The sequence below is a fragment of the Paenibacillus sp. Soil522 genome (assembly GCF_001428245.1).
Lineage (GTDB): Bacteria > Bacillota > Bacilli > Paenibacillales > Paenibacillaceae > Pristimantibacillus.
In genome coordinates, this window is the sequence record NZ_LMRV01000044.1 from 257,653 (window position 1) to 273,120 (window position 15,468).

A 15,468-nucleotide genomic window follows, 5' to 3' on the forward strand; every position below is an offset into this window, starting at 1 on the left:
ATTTAAAGTAATACGATATATCGTTAACGGAGGAGAGAACAGAAATGACGGATGAATGGCAGCCAGAGGAACGATTGTTTTTGCATCATGCCAATGAAAGGGAAGTTTACGGTTCAGGCAGACGGTATTTTAGCCGCGGCGGGGTGAAATATGCTTTGCTGGAGCTGCTAGAGCAGGAGAGCATGCATGGCTATCAAATGATGAAGGCGCTTGAGGATCAATCGGGAGGCACTTACAAGCCGAGTGCCGGCTCGATATATCCTACCCTGCAAATGCTGCGGGATCAGGGACTGGTGGAGTCCTCCAAGCAGGACGGCAAGAAAATATTTGAAATTACGGATAACGGTCGGGCTTATTTGCTTGAAGAGAAGGAAGCTGCCGTTAACGGGCCCGACCGCCGGGAGCAAGGCTGGGCAGAGGAGGATGGCGCCCCATGTGACCGGAACAAGCCGAACCGTCGGTTAACTCCGGCCGGCAAAGAGCTGCTGCATTTGCTGAAGGCGGCAGAACGGGCCGTCGTGAGCGACGGGAGCAAGGCTGCGCAATTGCGGGCCATCCTCGGTAGTCTGCGTCTCTCGCTTCGCCAAATCGCGGCGGATGCGGAAAGCGGCAGCAAAGAGGGTGAACAAACATGAACGACCATTACAATTCCACCCCTATGTTTAGGCAGGGCGGCGGCATGAGGCGGTTTGGAACCGGAGAGAAGGCGAAGCCCGCCAGCATATACGGCATGTTCGCGCAAATATATACCCATGCCCGTATGCAATTGCCCTCGCTGATCGCTGCTGTAGCTTGCGTTATAGCGATTTCGCTGCTGGAGTTCATCGTTCCGCAATTAACCCGTTATACGATAGACCACATTATTCCGGATAAACTTTTTAGCAAGCTGCTTCTTATTGGCAGCGGAGTATTAGGCGCGGCATTAGCGCTAGGCGCCCTGCGCTATACCAGTACTTCCCTCATGGCCTCTGTTGGCCAGAAAGTGCTTTATAATCTTCGCAATGATTTATACCGGCATATGCAAAGTTTGGACGTTTCTTTCTTTGACCGCAATCGCACCGGCGATCTGATGTCCCGGGTCACGAACGATGTAAGCATTCTTCAGCAAATGATCTCCTCCAGCATGATGCAATTATTTACCGATTTCTTCACCTTTACGGCTATTGCGGTTTATATGCTTTGGATTGATTGGAAGCTAACGCTGCTTCTGCTCGCAACCTTCCCGTTTATGATTTTGACGACCAAAATATTCGGCAAAAGAATGCGCTCCTCGTTTCGGACCGTGCAGGAGTCCGTAGCCGATGTCAGCGACCATTTGCAAAACACACTGACCGGCATTCGGCTTATCAAAGCGTTTACCGCCGAGTCCTATGAGTCGGACCGATTCTCGGAGCGTACCCGGCGGAATATGGATGCGAATATTCAGGTGACCCGCTTGCGGGCCGCTTATGAGCCTATTATTGATTTTCTGAATTTTCTCGGCCTCGCTATCGTGCTTGTATTCGGCGCTTGGCTGGCGATGAAGGATCAAATGACGGTTGGCACAATCGTTGCTTTTATCGCTTACCTGCGGCTGTTGCAAAATCCGGTCCGTCATTTTAGCCGGATTATGAATACGATTCAGCAATCGGCTGCTGCCTACGAACGAATTATGGAGGTTTTGAACACGAAGGCAGAAATCGTCGAGAAGAAGGGAGCAGTTAAGCTGCCGCCGGTACGCGGGCATATCGTTTTTAATCATATTGATTTTTCTTATTCCGGCGATTCGGCCGTTTTGAACGCTTTTCACTTAGAGCTGGAGGCGGGCAAGGTGACCGCGCTTGTCGGATCATCGGGCTCAGGTAAAACGACGATTGCTCATCTTATTGCTAGATTTTATGATCCTCAGGGGGGAGAAATAACGATAGACGGCTATTCGTTGAAGGATATTACGTTGGCCTCGCTCAGGGAGCAAATCGGAATCGTATCGCAGGATATCGTTTTGTTCAACGGAACGATAGGGGAGAACATCCGTTACGGCAACCATCAGGCGACGGACGAGGAGGTCATCGCTGCAGCTCATGCGGCGAATGCCGACGGCTTTATCGATTCATTCCCGCAGGGTTATGAAACGCAAATCGGCGAGCGCGGCGTGAAGCTGTCCGGCGGACAGAAGCAGCGGCTTTCCATTGCAAGGGCGATTTTGAAAAACCCCCGGGTCATAATCCTTGATGAGGCAACGGCTTCACTTGACACCGAGTCGGAGCAATACATTCAAGATGCTTTGGCGCAATTGCTGCAGGGCCGTACCTGCCTTGTTATTGCCCATCGCTTATCGACGATTCAGCAGGCGAATCAGATTTATGTGCTGGAGCATGGCCAGATCGTAGAAAACGGAACGCATGATGAGCTTCTAAACCGTCAAGGGCGCTACAGTCAGCTGTATGAATTGCAATTTCCGCAAACGGATGTATCGTAAAACATTCTTTTACTAGGAAGTGGTCGTTTTTTGAAATCAAAAAGAATATTGAAAGATTTTTTTCGGAAAACGTGGTATGTATACCTGTTATCGATCTTTTTCCATTTGATTTCTAATTTGATTAACGTTTTTTATCCGAAGGTATTGGGTCAGTTTACGGATAAGCTGCAAATCGGCGGCTTAACGGGCAAGCTGATTGTCGATTACAGCTTAATGCTGCTGTTAATAGGCGTTGGTCATGTGCTGTTTAACGGCTTAGCGATGTATTTGATTATGTACGTGGGACGAAGGTTTGAATTTCTCGTTCGAAGAGGGCTTTTCAAGCATTTTACACAAATGGGCGAAAGGTTCTATTCAAAAAACGGCGTCGGCAAGCTGCTCAGTTATTTTATGAATGACGTGACTGCGGTTCGGGAGTCGATCTCCATGGGAGTCAATTCGACCGCGAACGCATCGATGCTGCTTGTAGCGGCAGTTACGATGATGCTTGTCAGCCACATTCCTTATTATTTGATTTTGGCTTCCGTATTTCCGCTCCTGCTAATCCCTGTAATCGTTGTATATTTGGGGCCGATTATTAGAAAGAGGTCGCTTGAGGTGCAGGAAGCGCTCGGCACGATGACGGAAACAGCGGAGGAGCAGTTTGGCGGCATTCGGGTAACGAAGAAATTTGCGGTTGAAAACATTATGAACGAGCGTTTTGGCAAAACAGTGGACCAAATCCGGCTCAATCAATTGCGGCTGGTACGCGTTTCATCCTTTTTTCAGGCGTTGATTCCGTTTCTAGGTGCGATCGCTTTGATCATCGCGCTTGCCTTTGGTGGCTATTTGACGATTACGAAGCAGATTACGCTTGGCAATTTCGTCGCTTTAACGCTCTACATTCGCATGCTGATGAATCCGCTCCAACAAATCGGCAATGTCATTAACTCGATTCAACGCTCGCGAGCTTCTTTGGAGCGTTTGAACGGTTTGTTAGCTCAGCGTTCGGAAATTGTTGAACCGGAAGATGCTAAAGCTGTAAACCTGCTTGATGCGGGCATCACGATCCGGAATTTGTCGTTCGCGTACGATCAAGCTGACATCGCTGTGCTTAAAGATATCAACCTGAGCGTTAAGCCGGGATCGACGCTTGGCATAATCGGCCGTACCGGCAGCGGAAAGACGACGCTTATGAAGCTGCTGCTCCGCATGTACGATCCGCCGCCTGGAACGGTTTGGTATGGAAAGACGGATGTGAGGGAGATGACGCTGGAAAGCCTGCGGAACCAGATTGCCTATGTCCCGCAGGACGGCTTTCTGTTCAGCACGACGATCAGAGAAAATATCGCTTTCTCCGATCGCGGGCGGGATCTCGAATCCGTAGAGGCTGCCGCAAAGTCTGCTCAAATTTACAATAATATCGTCGATTTGCCGAATAAGTTTGAAACGCGGCTGGGCGAGCGCGGCTTGACCTTATCCGGCGGCCAGCGTCAGCGTACCAGCTTAGCCCGCGGAATGATGAAGGATGCTCCGGTTATGATTCTCGACGATAGCGTCAGCGCAGTGGACGCCGTCACGGAGAAGGATATTATTGAAGCGATCCAAACCGAAAGACAAAATAAAACGACTATCATTATTGCGCACCGCATTAGTGCGATCAAGCACGCCGATGAAATCATTGTGCTCGATGACGGCGTGATTGTGCAGCGGGGCACGCATACGGAGCTGCTCGAGCAGCAAGGACTCTATGCGACACTTCATGCCATACAGGAGGAGGGGAGTCAACATGCGACCGGCACAAGCCATTCATAATTGGCAGGCGGATCAGAAGGCTGATCCTAACCTGCCGGAACAGAAGCCGGAATATGTATCGGCCTTTCGCACGCTTTCCAGCTATGCGAGACCGCATCTTTGGGCGTTTACCCTTGTATTCTGCTGTACGCTAATCGCTATCCTTTCGGATTTGCTGCAGCCTTTTTTAATGAAGATCGCGATCGATGACAATTTGCTGTCCGGCAAAAACGATTACAACGGGCTGCTTACGATTTGCGCTATTTATTTGGGATTATCTTTATCCAGCCTGTTATTCACGTATTTGCAAAACAATTTGCTCCAAAATATCGGGCAAAGCATCGTGTCGCGCATTCGGAAGCAGCTGTTTGGCCATATTTTGAAGCAGTCCATGCGCTATTTCGACCGCATGTCGAGCGGCAGTCTCATCACTCATGTCTCAAGCGACACAGAGGCGCTGAACCAGTTTTTTAATCAGGTGCTGCTTAGTCTGTTCAGGGATGGGCTTACGCTAATTTTTATCGTCGTCATGATGTTTCAGCTCGATACGAGACTGGCGCTTTATTGTCTTATTTTGCTGCCGATTATTTGGGTGATCGCGATCGCCTTCCGCTCCTTTATGAGAACGACCTATCAGCTTGCCAGAACGAGACTGTCCCGTCTGGTCGCTTTTGTCGCGGAGAATCTGTCGGGGATGAACCTGGTTCAGGTGTTCCATCAGCAGAAGGAGCAGGAGAAGCAGTTCAACGAGCGCAACGGCTTGTATTTTAAAGCTAATATCCGGGAAATTCGGACGAATGTTGTCTTTGGCCGCACCTTTGACATATTGAGCAATTTATCGATTGCGTTCGTTACCTGGACCGGCGGGAACGCCGTGCTCGGCCAGCATCTTGAATTCGGCGTCCTGTATGCGTTCATTACGTATATCCGCCAGTTTTTTCAACCGATTAATACGATTACGCAGCAGTGGAATACGCTGCAGTCCGCAACAGTCGCCATTACAAGAATTTGGAGCGTGTTCGCGAATAAGCCGGATGTTACGGATCGCGAGCTGGAGCCGGTGGATCTGCAAAAACCGGAAACGGATGATGAAGCGGATGAACGCCAGGCTTCGCTGCCCGGCTTTAGCTTGGATCAGGTGAAGGGCCGCATCGACTTTGACCGCATTTCCTTTTCTTACGAGGAAGGGATACCGATCATTCGCGATTTGGATTTGCATATTAACTCCGGCGAGCTTATTGGCGTCGTAGGAACGACCGGGGCGGGCAAAAGCTCATTAATCAGCCTGCTGTGCCGGTTCTATGATGTGAAGGAAGGAAGCATTCGGATCGATGAGACGGATGTGAGAGATATTCCGCAAGCGACCCTCCACCGGTTAGTCGGGCTGGTGCAGCAGGAGCCATATCTTTATTCCGGAAGCATAATCGAAAACGTAAGAATGTTCGACAGCTCGATTTCCCGCGAGGAAGTCATTCGCGCCTGCGAGTTTGTCGGGGCGGATATGGTTATTAAGAAGCTGAGAAACGGCTATGATACGCTGCTGTCAGAGCGCGGCAGCGGCCTATCCGCAGGCGAGCGTCAGTTGATCTCTTTTGCAAGAATTATCGTCTTTAAGCCCAAGGTGCTTATTTTGGATGAAGCGAGCGCCAATTTGGATTCCCATACGGAGCAATTGATTCAGAATGCTCTTCATGTCGTCTCGCAGGACAGAACGACGATCGTCATTGCGCATCGTTTGTCTACCATTATGCAAGCGGACCGAATTATTGTGATGAGCCACGGCGAAATCGTGGAGCAGGGCAATCATCAGCAGCTGCTTGAGCATGACGGGCATTATAAAGAGCTGTATGAGCATTCGCAAGGCAATATCGCGGTGTAACCGACTGCATTTACGCTATACCGATTTCGGCACATGCCGCAGGGCATTTCATCAATAATAGGAGGTAGATAAGATGAGTCTAGCAGTTAACAATATTACCGATTTGATAGGAAGCACGCCCTTGGTGCGATTAAACAAGACGGTACCGGACGGCAGCGCGGAAATTTACTTGAAGCTGGAGTTTTTTAATCCGGGCAGCAGCGTAAAGGATAGAATTGCGATCAGAATTATCGAAGAGGCAGAGCGCGAAGGGAAGCTGAAGCCGGGCGATACGATTATCGAAGCGACAAGCGGCAATACGGGCATCGGCATTGCCTTGGTTGCGGCGGCCAGAGGCTATAAAGCGATTTTGGTTATGCCGGAGACGATGAGCTTGGAGCGCCGCAATCTGCTGAGGGCTTATGGCGCAGAAATCGTACTTACGCCGGGAGCAGGAGGCATGAAGGGGGCGATTCGGGTAGCGCAGGAGCTGCAAGCGAAGCATCCTGATTATTTTCCGGCGCTGCAATTCGATAACCCGGCCAACGTGAAAATCCACCGGGAAACGACCGGCCCGGAAATTATAAGAGCGATTGAATCACTGGACGGCAAGCTGGACGGCTTCGTCGCGGGCGTCGGTACCGGCGGCACGATTACGGGCGCCGGCGAAGTATTGCGCGATCGCTTCCCGGATATTCAAATTACAGCCGTTGAGCCGGCTTCATCGCCCGTTCTGTCTGGAGGGGCTCCGGGGCTGCACAAGATTCAAGGTATCGGAGCAGGCTTTGTGCCATCGATTTTGGATACGAAAATTTATGATGAAATTATTCAGGTAAGCAATGAGCATGCTTTCGAAACGGCAAGAAGAGTGGCCAAGGAGGAAGGCATTCTAGGCGGCATTTCTTCCGGAGCAGCCATCTACGCAGCAATACAATTGGCTCAGAGGCTGGGTGCGGGCAAGCGGGTTGTCGCTATTATTCCGAGTAACGGCGAGCGTTACTTGTCGACTGTGCTGTATCAGCAGGAACAGCAGCTGTAGAGGCGTGAACGATCTGAGGGGGCTGTCTCTTAAGGTTTTTAGACCTTTTGAGACAACCCTTTTTTGTTTTTTGGATTTGTGCAAGAGGAATAGCTCTATTTTGCAAACGTAATCGGTCATTTTTAGAAGCCGCTCTCCCAAAATGCTATATTATTAAGTGAAATCAAACTAAATCGCCGTTTTCGGATAACCTTATGCAAATAGTTTCATAGAATCAAATTACACCGCCCGGCGGTGAACGATGCTTAGGTCTGATATGGCGGCAAAACGTTTTCTTGCTTAATTGAGCACTAACCTATTAAAATTAGTGAAGCGGTTTAGAAGGGGCATTCCGGGCTCATTCACAATTTATTATAGAAAGAAGCAGATGCAGCAATGAATATTTTCTTCCATATTTTAATGACGAATGTGCTGCCGATGGCTATTATGATAGCTCTTGGCATTATCATTCAAAGAGCTTTTCAGCTGGATATCAAGACGCTGTCCAAAATGAATTTTTATTTGTTTTCACCGGCCATTATGTTTGATTTACTGTACAATACGGCGATCTCGGTTTCGTTAATCGGCAAAATCATGTTCTTTTTAGTATTGTTTATGGTAGCGCAATATATCATCGTAGAAGCTGTCATACGAATAAGAGGGTATAGTCCGGGCATGAAAAGCGCGATGCGGAACAGTGTGCTGTTCTACAATAGCGCAAACTATGGCATACCGCTCAACCAGCTCGCTTTTGCAGGAAACGAGAAGACGCTGGCTATACAGATCATTATTATGATGATGCAATCGCTCGTGCCGAATACGTACGGTATTTACAATGTGAATGCGCACAAAGCCGATATGCGGGCTATCAGGCGTACGATTCTTTCCATGCCCGTTATTTACGTCATACCGGTTGCGCTGCTTTTAAGAAACTTACATGTCACGATTCCCCAGTCAGTGGCTACGCCGATCGACTATTTATCGAGTGCATTCATTGGAACGGCGCTTATTACGCTCGGCGTTCAGCTGGGCAGTATGGAGTGGAAAATCAAACGGTCCCTTTTTATTGATGTAAGCTTATCGGCTGTATTGAGGCTCGTTGCCGGACCGCTGCTGGCATGGCTGATCGTATGGCTAATGGGACTGGATAAATTAACGGCGGCGGCATTGATCGTTTCCTCGGCCGTACCGACCTCTCTCAGCAGCGTGCTGCTTGCGGTTGAATTTGATAACGAGTCGGAATTCGCCTCGCAATCGGTGTTTGTTTCTACCATTTTAAGCATCATAACAGTGACGGCTGTCATTTTCTTTTTAAAGCTAAATATATAATTAATTTGGATAAAACTCTACCTGTTACAAAAGCGTTTGTTTCAGAAAGGGATGATTATTCTGCCAAAAATATTAAATCTTTTTATTGGATTTGTTGTAGGGGTGGTTTTAATGCTTCTTCCTAAGCCCCATATTTTTATTGTTAGCGATGTTTTAAATTCGTTAAGTGGAGGAGACTTGATTGGTTCTAAAATACAAGGAATTTTAGATACATTAGGACTCATTCTGGTATGCATTTTTGGCTATAAAATCGTTAAATTGGCTTATAAAAATTAAATCCTTTTTAGCTTATATATGTATTCTTAGCTATATGGATTGGTTAGCAAACTCGGCTGGATCTAACAACCGTTCAGCGGAGCAACGAAAGAGCAGTCCTTCGGCGGCACATGGCCACTGAGGGACTGCTCTTTGCCTTTCTCGGCCTAGGAAGCGGATGCCGATTCCGCGCCAGTACGCGCCGATTTTCTCCCTAGGACGCCGCCGAACAGGAACGTCCCGAGCGAGAGCGCAATGCAGACCGCCGAGAAGATGCCGATCGACGAATATCCGCCGAGTTGGACATAGAGCAAGCCGGCTATCCATGCGCCGAGCGTGTTCGCGCCGTTCATCGTCGAGTTGGCCAAGCTGGAAATGGTTCCCCGGACGGAGGCGTTTAGCGAAGTGAGCATCCCCATGACAATCGGAAATATAATCCCAAGCGTCGCGAAAATGATTAGATAGACGATCGTCACGATAGGGAGGTTCATCAGATGGGGCATAACTGTGTATAGTACCATGAGCATCGACATTCCTACTACGACCGCGTTCGCATGGCCCAGCTTTCGGATCGCATATGTGCTAATCATGCTTCCCAGCAGAGTGCCGAATCCGAGGAACATCATCACGGTACCGATCTGACCAATTGGAAGTTCGAAGCGATCGGCCATCCATTTGCCAACGAAGGCAAATGCGGTACCGCTGCCTAGGTGAAGGAGCAGGTAGGCAAGGAAGCCGCTCCTTGCTTTGCCGCTCGTGATCAGCGGGAGATACCGGCGAAGGATTGACGTCCGCTCGCGCGTACTAGGTTTCATGTCGGGCATCGAGTAAAAGGCGACGGCGATGAGCAGCAACGAAGCGATTCCAATCGTCCAGAACGGAACGGACCAATGGGCGACCGCGAGCCAGCTTCCGATCGGCACGCCAAATGCCTGCGAAGCAGCTAGTCCTGCGAAGGCGATACCCATCGTCTTCGATACTCTGGACGCCGGCATAATGGCGGGAATGGATGCCCATACCTGGGGTGCCGTGAACGCCGCGCTGACACCGGCAAGGAAGCGAAATAGGCATATCGTCCAGAAGCTGTCCGCGAAGCCGCACAGGATCGTCGAGATGGAGAATCCGAGCAAGCCGCTAAGCAGAACGGTTCTTCGGTTCCATCCGTCAGACAGAGGCCCGGCGATCAGGGCGAAGACGGCCGATCCGAGCGTGTAGGAGCCGAGCATCCATCCGGCGATCCCCGTCGAGACACCAAATTGCGTCTGCAGTGTCGGGAGTAAGGGCGAAATAAGGAAAGTATCGGTTCCAATCATGAACATAATGAGGAAGAATAATGCGGCATATTTACGCATGGTCGATCACTCCTATTGGTATAGTGTTGCTTGCTGTTTCTATCGTAAGGCATAATGGTGACAGAACCTGTCACTCATTTATTTATAAAAAGGGAGGTATTCAGGATGCTCAAGTCCAAAAGGCTGATGGAACTGATGATGACCGTCAACCGGAAGCGGCGTTCAAGGTTCAGGAGCTTGCCGACGAATTCGGGGTCTCAAAGCGCACGATTCTAAGGGATCTGCAGGAGCTGAGCGAGCTCGGAGTTCCCCTTTATTCGGAAGTAGGTCCGCATGGGGGCTATCAGGTCGTAAGGGAAAGGGTACTGCCTCCCATCGCTTTCACGGAGGAAGAGGCCGTGGCGATGTTCTTCGCGGTGCACGCATTGCGCCATTACTCCTCGCTACCGTTCGAAGCGGAATCCGCCTCGGCGCTGAGCAAATTCTATCTCCATATGCCCGGGGACGTTAGAGATCGAATCGACGGCATGAAAAACCGGGTCGACTTCGTTACACCGACAAGAAGGGGCGATTCCCCTTGCTTGGCCATTCTTCTTGACGCGGCTGTACACCGGAAGGTGCTGATCGTCGAATACGAGTCGAAGGAGGAGGAGGCGAGTAGCCGCCAGATTCAGCCGGTCTGTATTTATGCGAACAATGGTTTCTGGTATTGTACGGCCTACTGCTTCCTGCGCCAGGGTTTCCGTGTGTTCCGGTGCGACCGGATTCGTGAGGCGGCGTATGACGCGTCCGGTACAGAGCCGCTTGAACTGGGCGACATTCGCCTCAGCCGGCGGGATGCTGCAGAACCGCGGGAGCCTGTTCGCCTTCGCGCGGGGTTGAGCCGATCCGGCGTCCAGCGTTGCGAAGCCGAGCTGTGGCTTGCTCCAATGCTGCATGTGCGCGAAGACGGAAGCGGTGCGATCGATAAGGACGTGTCCCGCGACGACATCCCTTTTTTCACGGAGTTCTTCATTGGACTAGGGGATGAGGCCGTCTTGGAGGAGCCGGCTGAATTGAAAGAAGCGATCCGTAGAAGGCTCTCCGATATGCTGGTCCGATACCAATGATCGGGCGCTATTATCTTGATTTTCGGTGATATGTCCCATCTATCCAGGATATCTAAGATCAGCTGGATTGGATCTGAAAAACCTTACCTAGATTGCCCAAACATAGAGATGCATGACCACTTAGTTGTAGGACGCTATGGTGGAAACACAAACGCGGGAGCAAATAAGAATGAAGATGGATTCCTTGTTTGGTCAAGTGCTGAACAAAATTGGGAATTCACTGTCTTACTTGATGCTCATGCAACATGTGATAGCGCTAAATTAATAATTAACGTTTTAAAAGCACAACACGAGTCGCTATATAAAACTCTGTCAAGCCCAGTTCCTCAAATATTTCAAGATATTAAGAAGACGATTATAGATATATTTACATCAGATCAATTTTTGACAGCTTGTAAGAAATTAAATGGGGAATCATCCTGTTTAATTTGTTTGCGAAAAGAAAACTATCTTTGGTGGTTTTCTGTTGGAGACTGCATGTTATTTTTATCTCACGCTGAGTTGGCTCGGTGGGGCCAAACAATGCTAAATCAACGGAATTTCTATGAATGGATAGGGAGAGTAAACACTTTTGATCTTACCGTTCCTTGTTATTCTTCTGGAAGAAGGGATACTTCGATACTATTATTTGGAAAATAATTTTGGGGGTTATTGATGTTGAATATTTACCGTACTTGTCTATTAATAGCTGTTTTGTTTATTTTCAGTGGTTGTACTGAAGCTGCGAATACCGCCGTTGAAATCAGTCCGACTTTCACAAGCGAGGGACTTGAAATGCAAGGAATCGAAGGGAAGATCGGGATTTTGGGATCCGAATTCATTGCGGGGAAGCCGAACAAGCACATGTGGCATTTTTGGGGAACAAAAGAAGAGTTGAGCGCAAATTTTAGAGTTGAAGCTGTCAACACGAATACTGGTGAAAAAATAAACCCTTTCACGCTGGATAATCCTACTCCTATCGGAGGTCCTAATAATGGCGCGGATGGTCATGTACCATCTTCAATGGAACTGCCCGAGCCTGGGGTTTGGCAACTGGATGCTTATTTAGACGCCAACCTGTTCGGGAGCATTACTGTTGAGGTGAAATGAGCGTTGCGCTAACGGAGAACAATGCTGAAGGTATTGCTATTGCTCATATTGACAGTTGGAGGAGCACATACAAAGGAATTATTTCCGACTCAGTTCTTTCAGAACTGTCGGTGGAAAAACGGAAAAACAGTTGGTTATGGACATTTAATAATCCTAATGATGATGAGAAAATATATGTAGCTGAAGACATTAATGGCGGAATTATTGGATTTGCAAATGGTGGTCGCAGTCGTAACGATGAGTTTAAACAGGACGGGGAATTATATGCGATATACTTGATGAAGGATCATCAGGGATTAGGAATTGGTAAATTACTACTAAATGTAATTGTTAACTCCTTAAAAGTTAATAACTATTCCTCAATAATGCTCTGGGTTCTTAATGATAACCCATCAGTGGGATTCTACCAAGCATTAGGGGGGAGGGTTATTGGACAGAAGGAAATCATAATTGGTGAGACAGCTTAGTTGAAATTGCACTTGGATGGAACAGTTTATCAGAAATTAAACTGTAGCGTTCATTCCTTCTTCTTTAAAAACCGCAATTCCCGCTTAAAAAACCTCATTCTTGTTGGTCTATGGTTATGATAACGTTATTCATGAAAGCGATTTCTTAAAAATTGGAGGAGTTAATGTAATGAGATCGGTACGACTCGTAACGAAAAAACGTCTGACTCTTGTTTTGATCCTGTGTATGCTGCTGTCTTCCGTGCCCTCGATTGGCTCGGCCCAATCAATGGACTCCGCTTCATTCTTGCATCCTGGTATGCTCTATACGGCAGAGGATCTGGCACTTATGAAGGACAAAGTCGCCAAGCGCCAATCACCCTGGTACCCCGAATGGCAGTTGATGCAAACGAATAAACTCGCTCACCCTACTTATTCGAATACCTTTTATCCAACGGTATACCGTAATGACCCGGTTAATAGAAACAAGGGGAACGCCGACCTGCAGAACAGCTCCTCGGCAGCGCTTATGCTCGCAATCGAGTGGTCGGTAACCGGCGACCGTGCCTACGCCGATGCTGCTTTGCGCATTTTAAACGGCTGGTCCGGTTCCCTGACGTCTATTCAAGGGCGTGACGCCCAGCTTGCCGCAAGCTTATATGGTTACAAGCTTCTGAACGCAGCGGAAATTATGCGTTACAGCGATGCGGGGTGGACGAACGCGGAGATCGACAGGTTTACATCCATGATGATGAATGTATTTTATCCGCTTACCCAAACTTACGGTTATGTGAACGGCGGCTGGGCGAACGGAAACTGGGACGCAGCTGATGTTCTGTTTAATATGAGTCTGGGCATTTGGAGCAATAACGAAGAGATTTACAACGAAGCGGTGGACTACTTCAAACACGGCTACGGAAACGGATCCGTTATCCACTACGTCCAGAACGAAGAGGGTCAGCTGCAGGAAAGCGGGCGGGATCAAGCCCATGCTCAGCTTGGACTCGGTCTGTTGACGATGGCGGCGGAAATCGGCTATACGCAGCGCAGCCGTAACCCGTACGGCGCCGACATGGTATCGTATCCGAATGAAACTTATCCCCTCGTGAAGGCTGCCGAATATACGGCCAAATATAATCTAGGTAACGAGGTTCCGTATACGCCGATACCTGGTGTCGGCTATACTCTGGAGGATATGGGAAAAGGGTACTCGTGGCTGTCCGGCCTAACGATATCGCCAAAAAATAGAAGTCAAAACCGGCCGATGTTTGAACAGATCTGGCATTTATTCCGCAACGAGGTCGGTATTCCGGAGTCGAAGTTGAAGTTCACTAAGGAAGTGATCGATCGCATGCCTGTAGGTATCTTTTACTTAGACCACCCATCGTTTGGGGGTTTACTGGATGCTCAGTACCCTACGGCCGAGCCGGTAAAGATGACGGTTAATCTTCAGTCGCAAAGCAAGGTGCTGAAGGATCCTGCCACGGGTACGCTGGCTGCCGCAGACGATTCATTGACGCCGCTCGCCGTTACGGGCATGCAATCGGATGCCGCCACCGGCTTCGAGGCGGTTTACCTGGATGCTAACCGCTTCGCATTCCGTTCGCTTGCAACGAGAAAGTATTTAACCGTTACAGATGATGGAACGCTGCTTGCAGCAGCAGATCGGGTTGGAACCTCCGAGATATTTGCATATACGGATACAGGCAACGGAAATGGTGTTCTACAAGCACTCGTGAACGGTCGTTACTTGACTTTAAACCCGGTTACTTATGTCATGAGTGCGAGTGCAGTCGAAGTTAAGGACGATTACGGGCGCTGGATTCTCCTATATCCCGGAAAGGTTAAACACCATTATTCTACAACTGGGATGTAGGAATTCGATTTGAACTTGGGGATTCAAATGCGTATGATTTAGATACAAATCTCTATATGGAACGTGTATATAAACGAGCTATTGAGTTATTCAAAGCTATCAATGAGATAAACGATGATATTATTATTGTTACAAATGCCTTTTTTGCTTATAACCTAAAAAACAAAGTTAGAAAGGTAAATTTATATCGAAAATACCTTAAGAGTAAACACTTATTAAGAAATCTAAAGCTTAATGTTATTCCCGATGTCTTTGCTGATGAAGATGAAATACCAGATGAATTAAACAATACTTTTAGATATATGATCAATTGTAAGGTTAATGAGCTAGATTATCTCAATTTAATTAAAGCTATTTGTAACCAAGATGTAGGGATCAAGCCTTCAATTCATCACGATGTTTTCTTTCTCAATATTAGAAGAGGAACAATTTATCATATTTATGATGATCGTGGATGCGATGTGATTTCCAATTCAATTTCAGGAATTAAAGATATTTTTCTTAAATACAACGATTGGATATTAAATTATGATAGGGAATCCATTAATAAAACATTTGATGAAGTCTTCTAAATTGCCAGTAACATCATCTAATTTTGTTTTTTGGGTTAAGTACATGCATCATTAATCTGACGGGTAACGACAGTGGAGGAGCTTGCTATGCGGCAGCTCCTCTTTCCAATTGAAGAGCAGTAATCCTTAGTATTATATAACCCATGTATACCGTATTGTGGTAAAATTGAATACAATACACCTGGAATAGCTGCAAAAGGAAGTCTAACGAACATAGAGCTAAAAAACCAGCAGCTACCGGCAAATCGGCAGCTTTTTTTTTCGAAATCCAACGTCCAAGCTAACGCTGAAGAAACCGCAGGCTTTGGTTTGCATATTGGCTAATTCCTAGAACTAACCGAGACCCGCATCGATTGCTTGGCAGTTGGTTTTAATGCGTGTACCTTTTCAATT

Annotated in this window: 13 protein-coding genes and 1 pseudogene; 13 read left to right on the top strand and 1 reads right to left on the bottom strand. The window is 48.0% G+C overall.

Translation table 11 applies throughout. The annotated features are described in order from the left end of the window. Positions 1–44 precede the first annotated feature (44 nt). The 7 genes from ASG81_RS14890 to ASG81_RS30910 all read left to right on the top strand — a co-directional run bounded on the left by ASG81_RS14890 (position 45) and on the right by ASG81_RS30910 (position 8,712). On the top strand, positions 45–635 hold the full coding sequence (locus ASG81_RS14890) for a PadR family transcriptional regulator (RefSeq protein WP_056635509.1): 591 nt from the start codon (positions 45–47) through the stop codon (positions 633–635). Next, positions 632–2,458: an ABC transporter ATP-binding protein gene (locus tag ASG81_RS14895; RefSeq protein WP_081417353.1), complete on the top strand. Its 1,827-nt coding sequence runs from the start codon at positions 632–634 to the stop codon at positions 2,456–2,458. The genes ASG81_RS14890 and ASG81_RS14895 overlap by 4 nt, the downstream gene beginning before the upstream one ends. A gap of 30 nt (positions 2,459–2,488) precedes the next feature. After that, positions 2,489–4,252 carry an ABC transporter ATP-binding protein gene (locus tag ASG81_RS14900; protein WP_056635513.1) on the top strand — a complete coding sequence of 588 codons (1,764 nt, stop codon included), beginning with the start codon at positions 2,489–2,491 and terminating at the stop codon, positions 4,250–4,252. Beyond that, positions 4,227–6,110 carry an ABC transporter ATP-binding protein gene (locus tag ASG81_RS14905; protein ID WP_056635516.1) on the top strand — a complete coding sequence of 628 codons (1,884 nt, stop codon included), beginning with the start codon at positions 4,227–4,229 and terminating at the stop codon, positions 6,108–6,110. The genes ASG81_RS14900 and ASG81_RS14905 overlap by 26 nt, the downstream gene beginning before the upstream one ends. A gap of 73 nt (positions 6,111–6,183) precedes the next feature. Beyond that, positions 6,184–7,128: a cysteine synthase A gene (gene cysK, locus ASG81_RS14910; protein WP_056635518.1), complete on the top strand. Its 945-nt coding sequence runs from the start codon at positions 6,184–6,186 to the stop codon at positions 7,126–7,128. 375 nt (positions 7,129–7,503) lie between these two features. Continuing rightward, entirely contained in the window at positions 7,504–8,436 is a 933-nt protein-coding gene (locus ASG81_RS14915) for an AEC family transporter (RefSeq protein WP_056635521.1), read from the top strand. Between the two features lie 111 nt (positions 8,437–8,547). After that, the gene (locus ASG81_RS30910) at positions 8,548–8,712 is read left to right on the top strand and encodes a hypothetical protein (RefSeq protein ID WP_235548878.1); all 165 of its coding nucleotides are present in this window, start codon (positions 8,548–8,550) and stop codon (positions 8,710–8,712) included. A 146-nt stretch (positions 8,713–8,858) separates the two neighbouring features. Here ASG81_RS30910 and ASG81_RS14920 read toward each other — a convergent pair whose 3' ends face one another. Then, positions 8,859–10,043: an MFS transporter gene (locus ASG81_RS14920; RefSeq protein WP_056635525.1), complete on the bottom strand. Its 1,185-nt coding sequence runs from the start codon at positions 10,041–10,043 to the stop codon at positions 8,859–8,861. 105 nt (positions 10,044–10,148) lie between these two features. On the opposite strand from ASG81_RS14920, the pseudogene ASG81_RS14925 reads away from it, so the two are divergent. From ASG81_RS14925 to ASG81_RS14950, 6 genes and pseudogenes are all read left to right on the top strand, one after another. Continuing rightward, positions 10,149–11,092: pseudogene (locus ASG81_RS14925) on the top strand (helix-turn-helix transcriptional regulator). Positions 11,093–11,107: 15 nt separating this feature from the next. After that, the gene (locus ASG81_RS14930) at positions 11,108–11,731 is read left to right on the top strand and encodes a protein phosphatase 2C domain-containing protein (protein WP_056635527.1); all 624 of its coding nucleotides are present in this window, start codon (positions 11,108–11,110) and stop codon (positions 11,729–11,731) included. Between the two features lie 15 nt (positions 11,732–11,746). Further along, positions 11,747–12,181, top strand: a complete 435-nt coding sequence (locus ASG81_RS14935; RefSeq protein WP_056635530.1) for a DUF4871 domain-containing protein — start codon at positions 11,747–11,749, stop codon at positions 12,179–12,181. After that, positions 12,178–12,648 carry a GNAT family N-acetyltransferase gene (locus ASG81_RS14940; protein WP_235548879.1) on the top strand — a complete coding sequence of 157 codons (471 nt, stop codon included), beginning with the start codon at positions 12,178–12,180 and terminating at the stop codon, positions 12,646–12,648. The genes ASG81_RS14935 and ASG81_RS14940 overlap by 4 nt, the downstream gene beginning before the upstream one ends. Before the next feature lie 169 nt (positions 12,649–12,817). Then, positions 12,818–14,503 (top strand): alginate lyase family protein, encoded by a 1,686-nt coding sequence (locus tag ASG81_RS14945; RefSeq protein WP_056635533.1) that lies wholly within the window; start codon positions 12,818–12,820, stop codon positions 14,501–14,503. Between the two features lie 2 nt (positions 14,504–14,505). Further along, the gene (locus ASG81_RS14950; protein ID WP_442952884.1) at positions 14,506–15,075 is read left to right on the top strand and encodes a DUF3885 domain-containing protein; all 570 of its coding nucleotides are present in this window, start codon (positions 14,506–14,508) and stop codon (positions 15,073–15,075) included. Positions 15,076–15,468: the final 393 nt, after the last annotated feature.